This is a genomic window from Mycobacterium sp. NGS58 (assembly GCF_059812385.1).
Genome location: NZ_JCALCO010000007.1, coordinates 153,422 through 174,074 on the forward strand (window position 1 = coordinate 153,422; position 20,653 = coordinate 174,074).

General features: G+C 67.3%; 16 protein-coding genes. 2 read left to right on the forward strand and 14 right to left on the reverse strand.

Annotated features, from left to right (window positions below):
* Window positions 1–92 precede the first annotated feature (92 nt).
* Window positions 93–821 (forward strand): DUF732 domain-containing protein, encoded by a 729-nt coding sequence (locus AC5Y4H_RS09305; protein ID WP_499980602.1) that lies wholly within the window; start codon window positions 93–95, stop codon window positions 819–821.
* A 19-nt stretch (window positions 822–840) separates the two neighbouring features.
* Here AC5Y4H_RS09305 and AC5Y4H_RS09310 read toward each other — a convergent pair whose 3' ends face one another.
* The 10 genes from AC5Y4H_RS09310 to AC5Y4H_RS09355 form a co-directional block, all read right to left on the reverse strand.
* Window positions 841–1,608 (reverse strand): crotonase/enoyl-CoA hydratase family protein, encoded by a 768-nt coding sequence (locus tag AC5Y4H_RS09310; protein ID WP_499980605.1) that lies wholly within the window; start codon window positions 1,606–1,608, stop codon window positions 841–843.
* On the reverse strand, window positions 1,605–2,324 hold the full coding sequence (locus AC5Y4H_RS09315) for a PaaX family transcriptional regulator C-terminal domain-containing protein (RefSeq protein WP_499980608.1): 720 nt from the start codon (window positions 2,322–2,324) through the stop codon (window positions 1,605–1,607). The genes AC5Y4H_RS09310 and AC5Y4H_RS09315 overlap by 4 nt, the downstream gene beginning before the upstream one ends.
* Before the next feature lie 2 nt (window positions 2,325–2,326).
* Window positions 2,327–3,265: a crotonase/enoyl-CoA hydratase family protein gene (locus AC5Y4H_RS09320; RefSeq protein WP_499980758.1), complete on the reverse strand. Its 939-nt coding sequence runs from the start codon at window positions 3,263–3,265 to the stop codon at window positions 2,327–2,329.
* 61 nt (window positions 3,266–3,326) lie between these two features.
* Window positions 3,327–4,955: an acyl-CoA dehydrogenase family protein gene (locus AC5Y4H_RS09325; RefSeq protein WP_499980610.1), complete on the reverse strand. Its 1,629-nt coding sequence runs from the start codon at window positions 4,953–4,955 to the stop codon at window positions 3,327–3,329.
* Window positions 4,956–5,012: 57 nt separating this feature from the next.
* Window positions 5,013–5,768 carry a deoxyribonuclease IV gene (locus AC5Y4H_RS09330; RefSeq protein WP_499980612.1) on the reverse strand — a complete coding sequence of 252 codons (756 nt, stop codon included), beginning with the start codon at window positions 5,766–5,768 and terminating at the stop codon, window positions 5,013–5,015.
* A gap of 42 nt (window positions 5,769–5,810) precedes the next feature.
* The gene (locus AC5Y4H_RS09335) at window positions 5,811–6,458 is read right to left on the reverse strand and encodes a dihydrofolate reductase family protein (RefSeq protein ID WP_499980614.1); all 648 of its coding nucleotides are present in this window, start codon (window positions 6,456–6,458) and stop codon (window positions 5,811–5,813) included.
* Between the two features lie 111 nt (window positions 6,459–6,569).
* Window positions 6,570–10,520, reverse strand: a complete 3,951-nt coding sequence (locus AC5Y4H_RS09340) for a DNA-directed RNA polymerase subunit beta' (protein ID WP_499980616.1) — start codon at window positions 10,518–10,520, stop codon at window positions 6,570–6,572.
* Between the two features lie 60 nt (window positions 10,521–10,580).
* Window positions 10,581–14,087 (reverse strand): DNA-directed RNA polymerase subunit beta, encoded by a 3,507-nt coding sequence (gene rpoB / locus AC5Y4H_RS09345; RefSeq protein WP_499980618.1) that lies wholly within the window; start codon window positions 14,085–14,087, stop codon window positions 10,581–10,583.
* A 391-nt stretch (window positions 14,088–14,478) separates the two neighbouring features.
* Window positions 14,479–15,489: an ABC transporter ATP-binding protein gene (locus tag AC5Y4H_RS09350; protein ID WP_499980621.1), complete on the reverse strand. Its 1,011-nt coding sequence runs from the start codon at window positions 15,487–15,489 to the stop codon at window positions 14,479–14,481.
* A gap of 170 nt (window positions 15,490–15,659) precedes the next feature.
* Complete coding sequence (locus AC5Y4H_RS09355; protein WP_499980623.1) at window positions 15,660–17,162, reverse strand: carotenoid oxygenase family protein; 1,503 nt, start codon at window positions 17,160–17,162, stop codon at window positions 15,660–15,662.
* A 71-nt stretch (window positions 17,163–17,233) separates the two neighbouring features.
* Between AC5Y4H_RS09355 and AC5Y4H_RS09360 the strand changes: the two genes are divergently transcribed.
* A complete protein-coding gene (locus tag AC5Y4H_RS09360; RefSeq protein WP_499980625.1) occupies window positions 17,234–17,905 on the forward strand; it encodes a TetR/AcrR family transcriptional regulator in 672 nt (223 codons plus the stop codon).
* 49 nt (window positions 17,906–17,954) lie between these two features.
* Here AC5Y4H_RS09360 and rplL read toward each other — a convergent pair whose 3' ends face one another.
* The 4 genes from rplL to AC5Y4H_RS09380 form a co-directional block, all read right to left on the reverse strand.
* On the reverse strand, window positions 17,955–18,350 hold the full coding sequence (gene rplL, locus AC5Y4H_RS09365) for a 50S ribosomal protein L7/L12 (protein ID WP_067102843.1): 396 nt from the start codon (window positions 18,348–18,350) through the stop codon (window positions 17,955–17,957).
* 44 nt (window positions 18,351–18,394) lie between these two features.
* A complete protein-coding gene (gene rplJ, locus AC5Y4H_RS09370) occupies window positions 18,395–19,015 on the reverse strand; it encodes a 50S ribosomal protein L10 (RefSeq protein WP_499980631.1) in 621 nt (206 codons plus the stop codon).
* Between the two features lie 248 nt (window positions 19,016–19,263).
* Window positions 19,264–19,704: an anthrone oxygenase family protein gene (locus tag AC5Y4H_RS09375; RefSeq protein ID WP_499980633.1), complete on the reverse strand. Its 441-nt coding sequence runs from the start codon at window positions 19,702–19,704 to the stop codon at window positions 19,264–19,266.
* A 32-nt stretch (window positions 19,705–19,736) separates the two neighbouring features.
* Entirely contained in the window at window positions 19,737–20,651 is a 915-nt protein-coding gene (locus AC5Y4H_RS09380) for an ROK family protein (RefSeq protein WP_499980635.1), read from the reverse strand.
* Window positions 20,652–20,653 lie beyond the last annotated feature (2 nt).

Genomic DNA, 20,653 nt, shown 5'->3' on the forward strand with positions numbered 1-20,653 from the left:
TTTGCGGTTGCACCACAACCGTCTTCTCTGCCGCTCGAGGTGCCGCGCGCAGAGCCGCGGCATATGATCGTGCCGGCAGAACGGAATCCGTCATGTTCAGCACCAACGACGCCAGCGCCCTGGTTACGGCCTTCGTGGTACTGACCGGCGTCGTCATGCTGCCCCACGGCACCGCGGCGGCCGATCCCAACCCCGACGATCAGTTCGTGGCACTGCTCGACCAAAAGCAAATCCCCGCCCTCGAGAATGTGCCGAGCCTCATCGCCGCCGCCCACAGGATTTGTCGCCAACTCGACGGCGGAATGCCGGTCGACGGCGTGGTCGACGACATGAAGCAACGGGCGTTCAACGCCAACGCGGGCGGCGGCCCATACCCTCCCGACCGCGTGATGCGCACCGTTGCCCGCTTCATCTCCGCCGCGGTCGAGGCCTACTGTCCGAACAATCAAGCGAAGATCGCTTCCATCTCGGCCTTGGCGAATCCCGTGCCCGGATCGCAGGACCCGACGCAGCGGGGCACCGCGCACCCGCGCTACGCCGCCCTGGCATGGCAGTTTCCCTCGGGGGAGACGGGCCAGCCGGACCCACCGCAACTTCCGCCGGCCCCGCCGCCGACGGTTCAAATCATGACGCCACCCCAGCCCGTCGTGAAGCCGCCGCAAGCGAAACAGCCAGCGCCGCAACAGGAGCCGCCGCCGGGACCGCAGCAGGAGCCGCCCGCCGCTCCCGCGCCTGGGGGTCCTCCCAGCGGGGGCGGGGGTGGTACAGACTCGCCGCCCACGCCGCCCACGCCGCCCGGCCGGGTGAGGCTGGCACCGTAACTCAGGAGCCAAACGTCGGTTACCCTGCTGGCGCCCCGTGCCGTCCGGCACCCGACGCGAAACGCCCGGCCCCTTCGTTCGCCTCCGCGGCCACCCGGGCGATGCTCGCGAATTCGAAATCCATTGCCTCGGATTCTGTTGTCCCCCATTGGTTCAGCGCCGAAAGCCGGTCCGATCGCAGGCACTGCTGCGGCAGCGCCGCCAGTTGTGCCGCCAGCTCCTCCGCGGCCTGGCGCGACTGGCCCTTGGGGACAACGAGATTCGCCAATCCCATGGCCAGGGCCTCGTCGGCGCCCACCGCGCGGCCGGTGAGGATCATGTCCATCGCCCGGCTGTGCCCGATCAGCCTGGGCAACCGCACGGTGCCGCCGTCGATCAGGGGAACGCCCCAGCGCCGGCAGAACACGCCGAACACCGCGCCCTCCTCGGCCACCCGCATGTCACACCAGATGGCCAATTCCAGGCCGCCCGCGACGGCGTAGCCGCTCACCGCGGCGATCACGGGTTTGGACAGCACCATCCGGGTCGGGCCCATCGGACCCGGGCCCGTGCGATGCACGGCGTTGGCGTCGGACGTGCCGAAGGCCTTCAAATCGGCTCCGGCGCAGAATGTCCCATTATCGCCCCACAGCACGGCCACCGACGCGGTGTCATCGCGGTCGAACTCCTCGAACGCGGCATACAGCGCGGCGGCCGTCGGGCCGTTGACCGCGTTACGGGCCCCCGGCCGGTTGATGATCACCGTGGTCACCGGGCCGTTGCGCTCGATACGCACCGGGTCAGTCATGTCGCCTCCGCAAATAGTGGTTCGCGCCGCCGAAGCAGCTCAGCGGCAAAGTCGTGGTATGCCGCCCGCAACCGGGCGCCGGGCCAGCCGGCCGGCAGCAGCTCGTCGGGCAACACCGGGTCGGTGAGCAGGTGGCGCACCATCGCCGCGGCCACCAGGAAACGGCCGGGAATGTCTGGCGCCGCGGACATCTCGTCGAGCAGCCGATGGCCGGTCTGAGCCCAGGCGGGCAGGTCCCACAGCTGCTGGGCAAGTTCGCCGGGGTCGTCGTCGCGCGTCCGCAGCACCCTCGCCTGGGCGGTGACCTCGGGACCGGCGTCCGCATCGATGTTGTCGGGGCGCATCCACACTCCTTCGCGGAGTTCACCGAAGCGCTTGTCGTGCAGGGTAATTCGCAGTGCCGCGCGGGTCCGCGCATCCTTCCCCACGCTGGTCACGATCAGCGTGACCCACTCCCCGCTCCAGGGGCGCAGCCGCGGGTCGATGGCGTCGTCCTGGCGGCGCTGACGAGCCAGCAGGCGATCCGAGAGCCGGTAGCCGTCCGCGGAGCGGATCAGGTCACCGGCACCGACCATGCGCGTCAGCGCCACCCGAAGCGTCGGCTCCTTGATACCGAAATCGGAAGTAAGCCTGACTAACTCGCTGGCCCGGGCGTGGGCGGGGTGGGCGCCGAGCAGCACGCTGAGCACCACCGACCGCGCCGTCATGTCCGGCATGGTTACACCCCGGAGGCGCGGCGGCCGTGGTCGCCGAACGGTTCGTCGCGGTGCCGCACCGCCTCACGGAATCCGTGCTCGACGGCGTCCGCGACGAAGGCGTGTCCTTCGGGCGTATGGCGGGCGACACCGTCGAACACCGTGCTGACCATCCGGCTGGTCGCCACGCCCTGTTGCAGCAGTGCGGAATTCAGCGCGAGCTTGACCATGATCAGCTGGTTGACGGGGACCGCCGCGATCCGCTCGACCAGCCGCTCGGTGCGCTCGTCGAGGTCCGCCGGGTCCGGCGCCTCGATTGCCCATCCCCACTCGGCGGCCTGCGCGCCGGTGATGCAATCGCCGGTGAACAACAGCCGTTTCGCGCGCTGGTCACCCAGGCGGTGCGCCCACAGCCCGGCCGCCGGGACGCCCCACACCCGGGTCGGCGGGTAGCCGATCTTGGCGTCGGCGGCGGCGATCACCTGGTCGGCGTGCAGTGCGATGTCGGTGCCGCCGGCCACGCAGTATCCGTGGATCTTGACCACCGTCGGCTTGTCGGCGTGCATGAGGCTGGAGAAGCCCCGCACGAAGCGACTCATCATCTGGTAGTCGATCATCGGATCCCAGGGCTGATCGGCCAAATGGTTGACCGCCTGGGTCTTTCCGTCCAGCACGGTGCCCTGATAGGCACCGGTGCCGCCGGCCGAGCCGGTGCGATCCGCGTAGGCGCTCAGGTCGAAGCCCGCGCAGAAACCCTCGCCACGACCGGACACCAGGATGACATGAACATTCGGGTCGAGATCGGCGCGCTCCACCAGGGCCGAGAGCTCCAGCGGGGTGTCCGCGACGATCGCGTTGCCTTTGTCCGGCCGGTTGAACGTGATCCGCGCAACCCGGTCGGTGACCTCGTAGGTCATCGTCTTGAGGTTGTCGAAGTCGACCGGCCTGATCGCGTGGGTCAATGGCGCCACTCCTCCTCATCGCTTCGCTCTGCATCGTCGCCAGCGCGAGTCATGTTGCGGCTCAGCCCTTTACCAGCGCCCGCTCCAGGATCGGCGCGAGGTCGAGCCCGTCCGGCATGGTGCCGAAGGCACCGCCCCACTGCCGGTCGAGCCGGGTGGTCAGGAACGCCTCGGCGACGGCGGGATGGCCGTGGCGCACCAGCAGCGAGCCCTGCAGCGCCAGGCAGATGTCTTCGGCCACCTTGCGGCCGCGGTAGGCGATGGTCTCCAGGTCGCCGAGCTGCTTCTTCAGCGCCTCAACGTGGTTGGCGAGCCGCCGGTCCTGTCCCGCGCCGTCGGCCAGCTCGTCGAACAGCACCTCCACGCATTCGGGGCGAGTCGCCATGGCGCGCAACGTGTCCAGTGCGCTGACGTTGCCCGAACCCTCCCAGATGCCCATCAGCGGCGCCTCGCGATACAGCCACGGCATCCCGGAGTCCTCGACATAGCCGTTGCCGCCCAGGCATTCCAGTGCCTCGGCGGCGTGCGGCGTGGAGCGCTTGCACACCCAGTACTTGCTGGCCGCCAGGCCGATGCGGCGCAGCAGCGCCTCTCGCTGGTCGCCGCGCACCGCCTTGTCGGTGGCGCCGGCCATCCGCATCGCGACCATGGTGGCCGCCTCCGCTTCGACCGCCAGATCGGCCAGCACGTTGCGCATCAGCGGTTGGTCGATCAGGTAGGCGCCGAAGGCCTTTCGGTGCTGGGCGTGATAAATCGCACGGGTCAGGCCGGTGCGCATGCTGGTGGCGCTGCCCAACGTGCAGTCCAGCCGGGTGAGGTTGACCATCTCGATGATGGTGGGCACGCCGCGCCCTTCCTCCCCCACCAGCCATGCGATCGCGCCGTCGTATTCGACCTCGCTGGACGCGTTGGCGTGGTTGCCGAGCTTGTCCTTGAGGCGCTGCAGGAACATCCGGTTGCGGGTGCCGTCGGGCAGGACCCGGGGCAGCAGGAAGCAGGACAGTCCGCCCGGCGCCTGCGCCAGCACCAGGAAGATGTCGCACATCGGCGCCGAGGTGAACCACTTGTGACCGGTCAAGCTATAACTGCCGTCGGCGTTCGGGGTCGCCTGGGTGGTGCCCGCGCGGACGTCGGAGCCACCCTGTTTCTCGGTCATCGACATGCCCGCGGTGATGCCCGGCTTGGTGGTGGCGAGCCTGAGCTCGGGGTCGTATTCGCGGCTGGTCAACAGCGGCTCGTAGACCTCGGCCAGCTCGGGATTGCAGCGCAGCGCCGGAACGACGGCGTACGTCATCGAGATCGGGCAGATGTGGCCCGGTTCCACCGTCCACACCGAAGTTTTGGCGGCGCGCACGACGTGCGCACCGGGGCGCTCGTCGGCCCAGGGCGCGGCGTGCATGCCATGCGCGACCGCGGCGCGCATCAGCTCGTGATAGGCCGGGTCGTATTCGACCTCGTCGACGCGGTGACCGTTGCGGTCATGGGTGTGCAGGACGGGCCGGTTGCGGTCGGCGAGTTCGCCCCACCGCTGCGCCTGCCGGGTGGCCGAGAGCGCGCCCACCTCGTTCACCTCGTCCAGGCCCCACTGCCCGCCCTCGCGGATCAGCGCCTCGATCAGCACCGCGGAGCTGGCGGGATTGTGGTTCTCCAGGGGCGGGACCTGGTTGGTCACGACATGCGTATCCGACATTGCACCAATGTTACATTTTTCCGACAGTTGCACAAGAGGTGTAACAGTCGGGCGCGGTCAGCCCGCGGTGTTCTCCCGCAAAAAGGCGATGTCGTCCTTGCGTCCCTCGTCCGCGGTTTCGCAGATCACCGGCGCACCGGCGGCCTCGACCACGGCGACCAGCAGCGCCGGGTCAATCTGGCCGGTGCCGAAGTTGGCGTGCCGGTCCGCACCGGATCCCGCCGCGTCCCTCGAGTCGTTGCAGTGCACCAGGTCGATGCGTCCGGTCAGGGCCTTGATCCTGTCGACCGCATCGATCAGGGCCTCACCGGCGGCCCAGGCGTGACAGGTGTCCAGGCAGAAGCCAATTCCCTTGTCGCCGATGTGATCCCACAGTTTGCCGATGGTGTCGAAATAGCGGGCCATCGCGTGGTCGCCGCCGGCGGTGTTTTCCAGATACACCTGCACGTCTGTTTCCAGGTAGTCCAGCGCCTTGACCCACCGCTCGAAGCCGGCTTCCATGTCGTCGTCGTCGGCGTGGCCGCCGTGCACGATGACCGCGGTCGCGTTGATTTCCGCGGCCGCGTCGCAGGTGTCCTGCAGGATCTTGCGCGACGGGATCCGGATGCGATTGTTCGCCGATGCGACGTTGATGAGGTACGGCGCGTGGACGTACAGCGGCACGGTCGAGGCCTTGAGCGCCTCGGCATCGTCGCGGGGCTTCGGTTTCTTCCAGCTCTGTGGGTTGCCGAGGAAGAACTGCACCACGTCGGCGCCGTCGGCTTGCGCGGCGGCCAGCGGGTCGTCGTTGTGGACGTGTGAACCGATGAGCACGTCGGCCAGTCTAGTGACGGGCTCCGACGCCGGGCACAGCCGTCATCTCCGCCAGAACAGGTGGTGCGTGACCCCACTTGGGCTGGGCACCACCTCGTGGTGGAACCGGTCTTCGAGCTCGTCCGGTGACTCCCAGAGTCGCGATCCGGCGCCGATGTCGACGTCGGCGACCGCAACGTGGAGAGTGTCGACCAGACCGGCGTCGAGGAATTGCCGGACGGTGGTCGCGCCCCCTCCGAGGCGGACATCCTTGCCGGCCGCGGCCGCTTTCGCCTGTTCCAGGACACTCGCCGGATCATCGGAGACGAAGTGAAACGTTGTCTCTCCCAAGGCCAGTGACGGGCGCGCATGGTGTGTCATGACGAACACCGGCGTATGGAACGGCGGTTCGTCGCCCCACCATCCCTGCCAGTCGGGGTGGTCCTCCCAGGGACCGCGGTGAGGGCTGAACTTGTTGCGGCCCATGATCTCCGCGCCGATGTTGTTCCTGAAGTCTCGTGCGAAATAGTCGTCGAGGCCGCGTGTCCCGCCCGGCTCGCTGCGGCCCACCCAGCTCGCCGTCGCGCCGACCCACGCGAACAGGGCGGGTTGGTCGGCATCGCCGAACGGCCGCTCGAGGCATTGGTTCAGCCCCGCGCCGAAGCCGTCGCGCGACAGCATGAAGTTGTGGACTCTGAGCAGTTGGGCCACGCGCGTTCCTCCTGGGATTCTTCGACGGTCGACAGGTAGACCTCGATCGCAGGCCGAACTCATCGGCATACGAAAAAGCCCCGGGCGAACCCGGGGCTTTCTCGTCGTCGATCAGCGGTAGTCGCTGTAGCCGTAATCGTCCAGCGGCACCGCGGCCCCGGTGGCCTGGCCGAAGTCCGGGCTGTAGTACTGATCCTCGTAGGACGGGATCGTGTACGCGGCGGCCCGGGCCTCCTCGGTCGGCTGCACCGCGATGTTGCGGTACCGGTTGATACCGGTACCGGCCGGGATCAGCTTTCCGATGATCACGTTCTCCTTCAGACCGTTGAGCTTGTCGCTGCGGCAGTTGATCGCCGCATCGGTCAGCACTCGCGTGGTCTCCTGGAACGACGCCGCACTCAGCCACGAGTCGGTGGCCAGCGACGCCTTCGTGATGCCCATCAGGACCGGACGTCCGGCGGCGGGCTCGCCGCCCTCGGCCACCACCCGGCGGTTCTCCGCCTCGAACTCCGCACGGTCGATCAGCGAGCCGGGCAGGAACTCCGTCGAGCCCGAGTCGATGATGGTGACGCGGCGCAGCATCTGGCGAACGATCACCTCGATGTGCTTGTCGTGAATCGACACACCCTGCGCGCGGTAGACCTCCTGGACCTCGCGGACCAGGTGGATCTGCACCTCGCGGGGGCCCTGGACGCGCAGCACCTCGTGCGGGTCGGCCGAGCCTTCCATCAACTGCTGGCCCACCTCGACGTGGTCGCCGTCGGACAGCACCCGCTCGGAGCCGTCTTCGTGCTTGAACACACGCAGCCGCTGCCGCTTGGAGAGCTTGTCGTACACGACCTCTTCGCTACCGTCGTCGGGAACGATGGTGATCTTGTAGAACCGCTCACCGTCCTCGAGACGCACCCGCCCGGTGACGTCGGCGATCGGCGCCTTGCCCCGCGGGATGCGGGCCTCGAACAGCTCCTGCACACGGGGCAGACCGCCGGTGATGTCCTCACCGACACCACCCTGGTGGAAGGTACGCATGGTCAGCTGGGTACCGGGCTCGCCGATGGACTGCGCCGCGACGATACCGACGGCCTCGCCGATGTCGACCAGCTTCCCGGTGGCCATGGACCGCCCGTAACAGGTCGCACACACGCCGGTGCCGGTGGTGCACGTCAGCACCGAACGCACCTTGATCTGCGTGATGCCCGCAGCCAGTAGGGCTTCGATCGACGGGTCACCCAGGTCCTCGCCACGCGCGACGACGACGTTGCCGGCCTCGTCGACCGCGTCGGCGCCCAGAGTCCGTGCGTACGCCGAGGTTTCGATGTACGGGTCGCGGATCAGTGTGCCGTCCGGCTGACGCTCGGCCAGCTCGACGATGATGCCCCGCTCGGTCTCGCAGTCGTGCTCGCGGACGATGACGTCCTGGCTGACGTCCACCAGACGACGGGTCAGGTAACCCGAGTCGGCGGTACGCAACGCGGTGTCCGCCAGGCCCTTTCGAGCGCCGTGCGTGTTGATGAAGTACTCCAGCACCGTCAGGCCCTCGCGGAACGACGACTTGACCGGACGCGGGATGAACTCACCCTTCGGGTTGGTCACCAGACCCTTCATGCCGGCCAGCGTTCGCGTCTGGGTGAAGTTACCCGTGGCGCCCGAGTCCACGATCGTGATGATCGGGTTGTCGGCCGGGTAGTGCTCACGCAGCGCCTGACCGACCTCGTCGGTGGCTTCCTTCCAGATCTCCACCAGCGCCTCGTTGCGCTCGTCGTGGTTCAAAGCACCACGCTGGAACTGCTTTTCGACCTTCTCGGCCCGCTCCTCGTACTGGTCGAGGATCTCCTTCTTGCGCGGCGGGACGAGCACGTCGGCCATCGAGACCGTGACACCGCTGCGGGTCGCCCAGTAGAAACCGGCGTCCTTCAGCTTGTCCACGGTCTGCGCGACGACGATCATCGGGTAGCGCTCGGCCAGATCGTTGATGATCGAAGCCTGGACCTTCTTGTGCATCTGCTTGTTCACGAACGGGTAGCCCACCGGCAGCAGTTCGTTGAAAAGCACACGGCCCAAGGTGGTCTCGGCCATCCAGGCATCGCCCGGCTGCCAGCCGTTCGCGCCGAACAGCTCGGCCTCGATCTCGGCGGGCGGACGCAACTGGGTCAGCCGCACCTTGATCTTGGCCCGCACCGACAGCACGCCACGGTCGGACGCCATGATCGCCTCGGCCGGCGAGGAGTACACCCCGACCTCGGGCTCGTCCTTGGCGGCCGCCTTGAATTCGCCCTTGTCCCCCTCGACCTCGGTGGTCAGGAAGTACAGACCGGTCACCATGTCCAGCCGCGGCATGGCCAGCGGACGGCCGGACGCGGGCGACAGGATGTTGTTCGAGGACAGCATCAGGATGCGGGCCTCGGCCTGCGCCTCGGCGCTCAGCGGCAGGTGCACCGCCATCTGGTCACCGTCGAAGTCGGCGTTGAACGCCTCACACACCAGCGGGTGCAGCTGGATCGCCTTGCCCTCCACCAGCATTGGCTCGAAGGCCTGGATACCCAGCCGGTGCAGGGTGGGTGCGCGGTTCAGCAGCACCGGGTGCTCGGCGATGACCTCTTCGAGGACATCCCACACCTGGGGGCGCTGACGCTCCACCATGCGCTTGGCGCTCTTGATGTTCTGCGCGTGGTTGAGGTCGACCAGTCGCTTCATCACGAACGGCTTGAACAGCTCCAGCGCCATCAGCTTGGGCAGACCGCACTGGTGCAGCTTGAGCTGCGGACCGACCACGATGACCGAACGGCCCGAGTAGTCGACACGCTTGCCGAGCAGGTTCTGACGGAACCGGCCCTGCTTACCCTTGAGCAGATCGGAGAGCGACTTCAGCGGGCGGTTACCCGGCCCGGTGACCGGGCGGCCGCGACGGCCGTTGTCGAACAGCGCGTCCACGGACTCCTGCAACATCCGCTTCTCGTTGTTGACGATGATCTCGGGCGCGCCGAGGTCGATCAGCCTCTTGAGGCGGTTGTTCCGGTTGATCACGCGGCGGTACAGGTCGTTCAGGTCCGACGTGGCGAACCGGCCACCGTCGAGCTGCACCATCGGGCGCAGTTCCGGCGGAATCACCGGGACGGCGTCGAGCACCATGCCCATCGGGGAGTTCCCCGACTGCTGGAAGGCGGCGACCACCTTGAGCCGCTTGAGCGCGCGAAGCTTCTTCTGCCCCTTGCCGTTCCGGATGACGTCACGCAGGATCTCGGCCTCGGCGTCGATGTCGAAGTTCTCGATCAGCTTCTGGATCGACTCCGCGCCCATGGCGCCGGTGAAGTACTCACCGAAGCGGTCGATCAGCTCGCGGTAGAGGTTCTCGTCGACGATCAGCTGCTTGGGAGCCAGCTTGGTGAAGGTCGTCCAGATCTCCTCGAGCCGGTCCAGCTCACGCTGGGCCCGGTCACGCAGCTGGCGCATCTCGCGCTCACCGCCGTCACGGACCTTGCGGCGCGCGTCGGCCTTGGCGCCCTCGGCCTCCAGTTCGGCCAGGTCGGCCTCGAGCTTCTGGGCGCGGGCCTCCAGGTCGGCGTCGCGCTGGTCCTCAATGGCCTTGCGCTCCACCATCATTTCGGCCTCGAGCGTCGAGAGCTCGTTGTGGCGCATCTCGTCGTCGACCGACGTGATGACGTAGGCGGCGAAGTAGATGATCTTCTCGAGATCCTTCGGCGCCAGGTCGAGCAGATACCCCAACCGCGACGGCACGCCCTTGAAGTACCAGATGTGCGTGACGGGCGCGGCCAACTCGATGTGGCCCATCCGCTCGCGACGCACCTTGGCGCGGGTCACCTCGACGCCGCAGCGCTCACAGATGATGCCCTTGAACCGGACACGCTTGTACTTGCCGCAGTAGCACTCCCAGTCGCGAGTCGGTCCGAAGATCTTCTCGCAGAACAGGCCGTCCTTCTCCGGCTTCAGCGTGCGGTAGTTGATCGTCTCCGGCTTCTTGACCTCGCCGTAAGACCATTGCCTGATGTCCTCCGCGGTGGCCAGGCCGATACGGAGTTCATCGAAGAAGTTGACGTCGAGCACGTAACTCCCTTTCCCCTTGCGGGTTTAGTTACCAATAAGAGGCTGGCTGCAACGTTGCCGCTAAGCCAGATCCTCAACAGACGCAGATTCGTTGCGGGACAAGTTGATTCCCAGGTTCGCCGCCGCCCGCTCGAGGTCCTCGTCCTCGCCTTCGCGCAGCTCGATCGCCGCACCGTCCGAGGAGAGCACCTCGACGTTGAGGCAGAGCGACTGCAGCTCCTTGAGCAACACCTTGAAGGACTCGGGAATGCCCGGCTCCGGGATGTTCTCGCCCTTCACGATCGCCTCGTACACCTTGACCCGGCCGACGGTGTCGTCGGACTTGATGGTCAACAGCTCCTGCAGCGTGTACGCCGCGCCGTAGGCCTGCATGGCCCAGCACTCCATCTCACCGAAGCGCTGGCCACCGAACTGCGCCTTACCACCCAGCGGCTGCTGCGTGATCATCGAGTACGGGCCGGTGGAGCGGGCGTGGATCTTGTCGTCCACCAAGTGGTGCAGCTTCATGATGTACATGTAGCCGACGGTCACCGGGTACGGGAACGGCTCACCGCTGCGGCCGTCGAACAGCACCGCCTTGCCGTCGCCGTTGACCATGACCTCACCGTCGCGGTTGGGCAGCGTGCAGGACAGCATGCCGGCCAGCTCCTCCTCCTTGGCGCCGTCGAACACCGGCGTCGACACGATCTGGTTCGGCTGGGCGTGCAGCAGCTGCTCGGGCAGGTTGACCGCCCAGTCGGGCGAACCGTCGATGTTCCAGCCGGACTTGGCCACCCACCCGAGGTGGGTCTCCAGGATCTGGCCGATGTTCATCCGTCGTGGCACACCGTGGGTGTTCAGGATGATGTCCACCGGGGTGCCGTCCGGCAGGAACGGCATGTCCTCCTGCGGCAGGATCTTGCCGATGACGCCCTTGTTGCCGTGGCGTCCGGCGAGCTTGTCGCCGTCGGAGATCTTGCGCTTCTGGGCCACGTAGACGCGCACCAGCTCGTTGACACCGGCCGGCAGCTCGTCGTCGTCCTCGCGGGAGAACACCCGGATGCCGATGACCTTGCCGGACTCGCCGTGCGGCACCTTCAAAGAGGTGTCGCGCACCTCGCGGGCCTTCTCACCGAAGATCGCGCGCAGCAGCCGCTCCTCCGGGGTCAGCTCAGTTTCACCCTTCGGGGTGACCTTGCCCACCAGGATGTCGCCGTCGCGAACCTCGGCACCGATGCGAACGATGCCGCGCTCGTCCAGGTCGGCCAGCACCTCGTCGGAGACGTTCGGGATGTCCCGGGTGATCTCCTCGGCGCCCAGCTTCGTGTCGCGGGCGTCGATCTCGTGCTCCTCGATGTGGATCGAGGTGAGCACGTCCTCCTCGACCAGCCGGTTGGAGAGGATGATCGCGTCCTCGTAGTTGTGGCCCTCCCACGGCATGATCGCCACGAGCAGGTTCTTGCCCAGCGCCATCTCACCGTTCTCGGTGCAGGGACCGTCGGCGATGACCTGGCCGGCCTCGACCCGCTCCCCCGCGTCGACGATCGGCGACTGGTTCGCGCAGGTTCCGTGGTTGGACCGCTCGAACTTGCGCATCCGGTAGGTGTGCCGGGTGCCGTCGTCGGCCATCACGGTGATGTAGTCGGCGGAGACCTCCTCGATCACCCCGGCCTTGTCGGCCACGACCACGTCGCCGGCGTCGATCGCCGCGCGCAGCTCCATACCGGTACCCACCAGCGGGGCCTCGCTGCGCACCAGCGGAACCGCCTGGCGCTGCATGTTGGCACCCATCAGGGCACGGTTGGCGTCGTCGTGCTCGAGGAACGGGATCATGGCCGTCGCGACCGACACCATCTGGCGCGGCGAGACGTCCATGTAGTCCACCTCGGACGAGGGCACGTACTCGACCTCGCCCGCCTTCCGGCGGACCAGGACGCGTGCCTCTTCGAACCGGCCCTTGGCGTCGATCGGCGAGTTGGCCTGCGCCACGACGTGGCGGTCCTCCTCGTCGGCGGTCAGGTAGTGGATCTCGTCGGAGACCACACCGTCGACCACCTTGCGGTACGGCGTCTCGATGAACCCGAACGGGTTGACCCGGGCGTACACCGACAGCGAGCCGATCAGACCGATGTTCGGGCCTTCCGGGGTCTCGATCGGGCACATCCGGCCGTAGTGCGACGGGTGGACGTCGCGGACTTCCAGGCCGGCGCGCTCACGGGACAGACCACCGGGGCCCAGCGCCGACAGACGACGCTTGTGGGTCAGCCCGGACAGCGGGTTGTTCTGGTCCATGAACTGCGACAGCTGGCTGGTGCCGAAGAACTCCTTGATCGCGGCGACGACCGGCCGGATGTTGATCAGGGTCTGCGGCGTGATGGCCTCGACGTCCTGGGTGGTCATCCGCTCACGGACCACGCGCTCCATGCGCGACATGCCGACCCGGATCTGGTTCTGGATCAGCTCGCCCACGGTACGCAGCCGGCGATTGCCGAAGTGGTCGATGTCGTCGGTTTCCACCGGCACCTCGGTGCCGCCGGGGACCGTCATCGTGGCCTGGCCCTCGTGCAGGCGCACCAGGTATTCGATGGTGGCGACGACGTCTTCCTCGGTCAGCGTCGACGACGTGATCGGCTCGCCCGCGTGCAGGCCGAGCTTCTTGTTGACCTTGTAGCGGCCGACACGGGCCAGGTCGTAGCGCTTCTCCTTGAAGAACAGGTTCTCCAGCAGGGTCTGCGCGGACTCCTTGGTCGGCGGCTCGCCCGGACGCAGCTTGCGGTAGATGTCCAGCAGCGCCTCGTCGGTGCCGGCGGTGTTGTCCTTCTCCAGCGTCGACATCATGATCTCGGAGAAGCCGAACCGCTCCGTGATCTGCTCGTTGGTCCAGCCCAGCGCCTTGAGCAGCACGGTGACGGGCTGGCGACGCTTGCGGTCGATGCGCACGCCGACGGTGTCGCGCTTGTCGACGTCGAACTCCAGCCACGCGCCGCGGCTCGGGATCACCTTGACGCTGTGCAACAGCTTCTCGGTCGACTTGTCGATCGACTCGTCGAAATACACACCCGGCGAGCGGACCAGCTGGCTGACCACGACCCGCTCGGTGCCGTTGATGATGAAGGTGCCCTTTTCGGTCATCATCGGGAAGTCACCCATGAACACCGTCTGGCTCTTGATCTCGCCGGTGTTGTTGTTGATGAACTCGGCCGTGACGAACAGCGGGGCCGCGTACGTCATGTCCTTGTCTTTGCACTCGTCGACCGGCGCCTTGACCTCGTCGAAACGCGGGTCGGAGAACGACAGCGACATCGAGCCCGAGAAGTCCTCGATCGGCGAGAGCTCGTAGAGCACCTCTTCCAGGCCACCCACCGGAGTCACGTCCCCGCGCGCGGCGGCGGCCTCACGCCACCGGGGCGCGCCGATCAACCACTCGAAGGAGTCGATCTGCACGTCAAGCAGGCCCGGAACCTCGAGCGGTTCGCGGAGCTTGGCGAAGGAAACTCGGTTGGGCGCTCCAGGCACGGAGCCGTTTGAGGAACTTCCGTTAGAGGAACTTTGTGGGCGATCCGTCTTGCTCTGGCGGAAATCTGCCAAGATGCATCCTTCCAGCACCTCGTGCGACTCACGAAGACCGGAACCACCGGTCAGCTCGCCGCGAATTGTGTCGGTTCGGCCGGCGGACGATCTGTCCGGATCTCACGCGCAACTAGAACTAAGCCGCTAGAGGGGCTCAGGCTTAGACCACGGTGTCAGGTGGCGGGTGAGGTGGGCAGGAGGTAGCCAGCGCAACGTCCAACAATAGCGCAGGACGGCGCATTCCTCAACTGCCCAGCATTAGCAGTCCAGGGACATCGGCGCTGGCTGGCATCTCGACTTTCCGCTGGATACATGCTGCCCAACAGACTGGCCCGTTTACGGCCTGTCGTCAAGAGGGCGGGCCGGGAGTGTTACGCGGAGTTATCGCGAAACCCGGCGGCCACCCGCCCTAGTCGCCGAACTCGTGCGACCGGAACTTGTGGGTCCCTTCGAGGTCGTCGAGGATGGCGGCCTGCGCGTTCTTGGGCAGGGTGTGCAGGATCTCACGCACCCGGGCCTGGCGGCGGGCGACGGCCTTGCGCTCGGGCATGCCGGGCGTGGCGGTGATCTGCGGGGGCACACCCTCGATCTCCTCGACACCGCCGGCGTGGTGACCCGCGTCGAGCAGGGCCTGCTCTTCGGCCATGGTCGCCTCGTCCTTTTCCTCCGACATGCCGATCGGCCCGATCCGGCGACCGTTGAGGAACTGCCGCACGACCGGCTCGTCGCTGGTCAGCAGTACCTCGCGGGGGCCGAACATGACCAGCTTGCGCCGGAACAGCATGCCCATGTTGTCCGGCACTGTGCGGGCGATGTTGATGTTGTGGGTGACGATCAGCACGGTGGCGTCGATCTGGGCGTTGATGTCGAGGATCAACTGGCTCAGGTAGGCGGTACGGACCGGGTCCAGACCGGAGTCGGGCTCGTCGCAGAGGATGATCTGCGGGTCCATCACCAGGGCGCGGGCCAGGCTGGCGCGCTTGCGCATACCGCCGGAGATCTCGCCGGGGAACTTCTTCTCGTCACCGCCGAGACCGACCAGGGTCAGCTTCTCCATGACGATGTCACGGATCTCGCTTTCCTTCTTCTTGGTGTGCTCGCGCAGCGGGAACGCCGCGTTGTCGAACAGGTTCATCGATCCGAACAGGGCGCCGTCCTGGAACATGACGCCGAACAGCGTGCGGATCTCGTAGAGCTCCTTGGCCGAACACTGCAGGATGTCGGTGCCGTCGATGACGACCGAACCGCGCTCGGGCCGCAACAAGCCGATCAGGGACTTCAGGAAAACCGATTTGCCGGTACCCGACGGCCCCAGCAGGACGCTGACCTCCCCGGCGGGGATTTCCAGCGTCACGTCTTCCCAAATCCTCGAGGAGCCGAAGGACTTCGTCAGTCCATTCACCTCGATAGCGACGCCCATGGGGAATCCTTCCGTCGACAGTCGTGCCTGCCACCTGCCCTTTTATGTGGCATGAGTCACTGTAGCGCACGCCTGCCACACGGCATCAGGGATGCGGACGACAGCGGGAAAAATTGGCCGTCCTGAGATCACCCGGAAGCCCGCGCGGCAGCACCTATTTGACGCACGTGTTAGCCAGTGGGCGCCCAGTTGCCGTGGAAGCCCATCGGGACCCGCTGCGGCAGGTGGATGGTGGCCACCGGCTCGAGCGTCTGAGCGTCCAGCAGAAGCAATTGGCCTTCGTCGTGGCCGCGGTGATAGCCGAAGCCCATCAAGATGCCGTCGTCCTCGGCGCGGGGCGCGGGGTTGGGCACGAAGGACATCTCGCCGAGTAGAAGCCCGGCATCCAGCGGCGCAACCGTGCTGGATCCGGTGGCGTAGTCGTGTTTGTAGAGCGCGGTGGACATCTCGGACGCTCCGTTCGCCAGGTAGCCGCCGTCGGTGCCGATGGTGTAGCCGAATCGGTGCCGCCCGCCCAGCACGTTCTCGTTGATGCGCGGGAATTCCTGCGGGCGATCGTCGCGGCGTTCGCTGGTCACCGATCCGGTCCCGAGGTTGATGGTCCAGCGGTCCAGCGTGGGCCGGCTGTCGCCGGGACCGCGTAGGTCGTGGTCGAACATCCGCGAATAGCGGACCACATCGAGCACCAAAACCTCAGCGCCACCGCGCATCTCGGAGTAGGCGTTGAGCGGGTGGTAGACGTAGCAGGGTTCGATGTCGAACCAGCGAATGTCCTTATTGCCGCCCTCGCGCGGCATGACTCCGATGCGCGCCTGGTAGCTGGGATTCCAGCGGTAGGGCATCCGGCTGATCGGCTCGCGATTGTTGTTGATCATCGCGGTGACCGGACGGGGGACCCGGACGCGTCCGATCAACGACTGCATCACGAGCCGGGCCGGCAAACTCAACCAGCGCGGCACATTCGTCGGCATCACCTGCACCGGATCGAACGTCACCGGCAGGTCGTAGATCACCACGTAGTCGTCGGTCAGGGAGAAATCGTGCATCATCGGCGACCCCGCCACCTCGATGTCGACGGTGCGACGAGCGCGTCCCGAGTTATCGATCACCGAGTACTGCACGGTCCGCCCGCGGGTGAAAGCGTAGGACACCGCGTGCAATTCGCCGGTGCGCGGATCGCGGTGCGGATGGGCGGTGTAGCCCCCGAACAGGGTGCCGTCGAAGTCGCATGTCCCGTCGGTGTCCAGTTCCTCGGTCAGCCGGTAATTAGCCCCGCCCCCCTCGACGAGCGCAAGCGTTTGACCGGCGTGGCTCAGCACATTGGTGTTGGGGCCGACGGACAGCATCCCGGCGCGCGGGTTCAGCCCGCGGGGCGCCTGCTCATTCAACGCCCCGCACACGTGCGCGGTGCGCACCCAGCGGTTGCGATACCAGCGCGCCTGCCCGTCGCGCAGCGCCACCCCGTGCACCATGCCGTCGCCGCTGAACCAGTGGTAGACGGCCGGGTCCACCTCGGCGACCGGGTTGGGCCCGTTGCGCAGGTAGCGCCCGTCCAGGTGTTCGGGGATTCGTCCGGTGACGCGCAGATCGTGCGCGGTGACCTCCGTGCGCACCGGCGCAAGGAAGTCCTCGAGGTACGGGTTGCCGAGCTTGGCGGTCGTCGTGGTCGCCATGTCTGAGCTCCTATAACATTGTTATTTCGGCGTTATTGGCACGCTACGCTCCCGATGGGAGGATGGCAACGATGACTTCAGACGTTCAGCGCAGCGTTCGCGAGGAGATGCTGCACGCCGCGGTCGGCCTGCTCGATGAGCACGGGCCCGACGCCCTCCAGACGCGCAAGGTGGCCGGGATCGCGGGGACCTCCACGATGGCCGTGTACACCCACTTCGGCGGGATGCGCGGGTTGATCGCCGAAGTGGCCGAGGAAGGACTGCGGCAGTTCGACGCCGCACTGACCATGCCGCAGACCGCCGATCCCGTCGCAGACCTCTTTGTCATCGGCGCGGCCTACCGCCGCTACGCCATCAGGCGCCCGCACATGTATCGGCTGATGTTCGGCAGCACCAGCGCACACGGCATCAACGCGCCCGCCCACAATGTGCTGACCCTGACGGTCGCCGAGATCGAGCGGCGCCACCCCAGCTTTGCCCACGTGGTGCGAGGGGTGCACCGCTGCATGCAGGCCGGCCGGATCACCGTCGGCGCCGCCGACGACGACCCGTCCGTCGTGGCCACCGCAGCCCAGTTCTGGGCGTTGATCCACGGGTTCGTCATGCTGGAGCTGGCCGGCTATTACGGTGACGACGACTCGGCGGTCGCGCCGGTGCTCAGTGCGATGACCACCAATTTGCTTGCCGCCCTTGGCGATTCACCCGAGCTGGTGGCGCGGTCGCTGCAGTCGGCCAGGCGCTGAACGCGCGAAACCCCCGGGATGGCGATCCCGGGGGTTTGCGCGCGATGACTTACTTGACGGTGACGGTGGCGCCGGCTGCCTCGAGCTTGGTCTTGGCCTCGTCGGCGGCCTCCTTGGCCACCTTCTCCAGCAGCGGCTTGGGTGCGCCGTCGACCAGGTCCTTGGCCTCCTTGAGGCCCAGGCCGGAGACGATCTCGCGGACCACCTTGATGACGCCGATCTTCTTGTCACCGGCGGCCTCGAGGATCACGTCGAACTCCGACTGCTCCTCGGCGGCCTCGGCGGGCGCGCCACCGGCGGCGGCGCCACCGGCAGCGGCAACCGCGACCGGGGCGGCCGCGGTGACCTCGAAGGTCTCCTCGAACTTCTTCACGAAGTCCGAGAGCTCCAGCAGGGTCATTTCCTTGAAAGCGTCGAGCAGGTCGTCGGTAGACATCTTTGCCATGGGTATGGGTCCTTCCTTGTTTTTCCAGGTTTGGAGGTTGGTTGTTATTCGGCTTCGGCCGGGGTTTCCGGCGACTCGGCGGGTGTTTCCGAAGCTGGTTCCGGGGTGGCCTCGGCAGCGGCCGCCGGCTCTGCCGGAGCTGCTGGCCCCTCTGCGGCCTTCTTCTCTTGCAGCGCGGCCGCGAGGCGGGCGACCTGCGACGCCGGAGCGTTGAACAGCCCGGCCGCCTGGGCCAGGTTGCCCTTCATCGCGCCCGCCAGCTTGGCCAAAAGCACCTCGCGCGACTCGAGGTCGGCGATGCGCTCGACTTCGGCGACCGTCAGCGCGCGGCCGTCCATGTAGCCGCCCTTGATGACCAGCGCCTTATGGTCCTTGGCGAAGGTCTTGATGGCCTTGGCGGCGTCGACCGGTTCCCCGGTGACGAATGCGATGGCCGTCGGACCGGCGAACAACTCGTCGAGCCCCTCGACGCCCGCCTCCGTGGCCGCGCGCTTGACCAGCGTGTTCTTGGCCACCGAGTAGGTGGCCGCCCCGCCCAGCGAGCGCCGCAGCTCGGCCAGGTTGGCGACGGTCAGACCGCGGTACTCCGTGATCAGGGTGGCGGTCGATTCCTTGAACTGCTCGGCGATGTCTGCAACGGCGGTGGCCTTGTCAGCCCTGGCCATGCCTACCTCCTGAAGTAAAAAGTCAATGCGACGTGTCGTCTCGATGCCACCGAGAACGACGAACGCCCCGGCGCAGAAGCGGCCGGGGCGTGAACAGACGCCGGCCCGAGCCGGCGTTGATGCCTCGTCCTCCTGCGTGGGCCGCCGGGATACTCCCGGACCTTCAACCGATTGCTCGGTGACCGACGGTCTTCGGTGGATCGGCTAACACAATAGCGTGACCGGCGCGATCAGCCAAAACGGCGGGCTCAGGTGACGGCCAGGGCCAACAGCACGAACACCGCCAGCAGCAGGATCACCCGCACCCGGTGCCGTCGATCCCAGCGGGCGGCGAGCTCGCGGGAGAGCTCACCGGTGCTCGGCCACTTCGCGATGCGGTTGTTGATCGGCACCAGCATGGTCACCGTCAGCAGAATCACCACGGCCATCAGGCCGGCGGCGATGCCGCACAGCCAGTCGCGCTGCTCGCCGCGCTCCTGGATCGCGAGGGAGGCCACCAACAGCAGGACGACGGCGTACCAGAACGGCATCGTCGTGCCCAGGGCCCGGGCGGCGCCGCCGCGGGCGGCGCGAAAGCCGTCGTCGGGCAGCCGGGCGATGAGCGGGTGGAAGAAGACCGCGACCGCCAGCTCCACGCCCACCAACAGTCCGGTGACCACAACCGCGAGCGCATCGATGCTGTTGTTCATGGCAACGACACTGGCATGAACACTGCGGCGGGTCAGCTGAGGCTCGCGAGCCTGGCCGCGCCGATCAGCCCGGCGTCAGCGCCGAGTTCACCCGGCACCACGCGCAACCCGGACAAGAAGTCCAGGCCCGCGTATTCGGCGAGTTTCGCCCGCAGCGGGTCGAATAGCAGCGGCCCGGATCTGGCAACGCCTCCCCCGATCACCACGAGATCGAGATCGCACACCGCGCCGACCGAGGCGATCATCGCGGCGAGCGCGTTGCCTCCCCGCTGAAATGCCTGCCGGGCCGTCGGGTCTCCGGCCACCGCCGCGGCCGCCAGGTCGACCGCGCCGGCGCCGGGCGGCGCGGACCAGCCGTCCTCGCGCGCCCGGCGCACCATCCACGGCCCGGACGCAACGGTCTCCACGCAACCGTGACCGCCGCACGTGCAGGGCCGGCCGTCCAGTTCGACCACCACGTGTCCGACGTGACCGGCGTTGCCGGTGCGCCCCGAGTAGGGGACGCCGTCGAGCACCAGTCCACCGCCCACCCCGGTGGAGACCACCATGCCCAGCATGAATCGGGAGTGCGCGTCTTTCCCCGCTCCGATCCAGTGCTCCGCCAGGGCCATACAGACGCCGTCACCGGCCAGCACCACCGGTAGTCCGGGCACCGCCGCGGCAACTTTGTCGCGCAACGGGAAACGGTCCCAGCCGTCGATGTTGATCGGACTGACGGCTCCGCTGCGCAGATCGATGGGCCCGGCCGACGCGATCCCGACGGCGCCGACCGGAGCGTCGGCGGCCTGCAACGCGTCGCCGATCATGGCTTCGACGACGGCCCAGACGCCGTCGGCGGCGGCCGCGACCGGTGTGGGGCGGGTGGCGGTGTGCACCAGCTTTCCTCCCGAATCCGCCAGCGCGACAGCGATTTTGGTTCCGCCGATGTCCATGCAGAGGGTGAGCATGG

What these genes read in the sequence shown, in the direction of transcription:
- AC5Y4H_RS09305 (WP_499980602.1), top strand. Translation starts at nt 93, where the DNA reads ATGTTCAGCACCAACGACGCCAGCGCCCTGGTTACGGCCTTCGTGGTA.
- AC5Y4H_RS09310 (WP_499980605.1), bottom strand. Translation starts at nt 1,608, where the DNA reads ATGACTGACCCGGTGCGTATCGAGCGCAACGGCCCGGTGACCACGGTG.
- AC5Y4H_RS09315 (WP_499980608.1), bottom strand. Translation starts at nt 2,324, where the DNA reads ATGCCGGACATGACGGCGCGGTCGGTGGTGCTCAGCGTGCTGCTCGGC.
- AC5Y4H_RS09325 (WP_499980610.1), bottom strand. Translation starts at nt 4,955, where the DNA reads ATGTCGGATACGCATGTCGTGACCAACCAGGTCCCGCCCCTGGAGAAC.
- AC5Y4H_RS09350 (WP_499980621.1), bottom strand. Translation starts at nt 15,489, where the DNA reads ATGGGCGTCGCTATCGAGGTGAATGGACTGACGAAGTCCTTCGGCTCC.
- AC5Y4H_RS09355 (WP_499980623.1), bottom strand. Translation starts at nt 17,162, where the DNA reads ATGGCGACCACGACGACCGCCAAGCTCGGCAACCCGTACCTCGAGGAC.
- AC5Y4H_RS09360 (WP_499980625.1), top strand. Translation starts at nt 17,234, where the DNA reads ATGACTTCAGACGTTCAGCGCAGCGTTCGCGAGGAGATGCTGCACGCC.
- rplL (WP_067102843.1), bottom strand. Translation starts at nt 18,350, where the DNA reads ATGGCAAAGATGTCTACCGACGACCTGCTCGACGCTTTCAAGGAAATG.
- rplJ (WP_499980631.1), bottom strand. Translation starts at nt 19,015, where the DNA reads ATGGCCAGGGCTGACAAGGCCACCGCCGTTGCAGACATCGCCGAGCAG.
- AC5Y4H_RS09375 (WP_499980633.1), bottom strand. Translation starts at nt 19,704, where the DNA reads ATGAACAACAGCATCGATGCGCTCGCGGTTGTGGTCACCGGACTGTTG.
- AC5Y4H_RS09380 (WP_499980635.1), bottom strand. Translation starts at nt 20,651, where the DNA reads ATGCTCACCCTCTGCATGGACATCGGCGGAACCAAAATCGCTGTCGCG.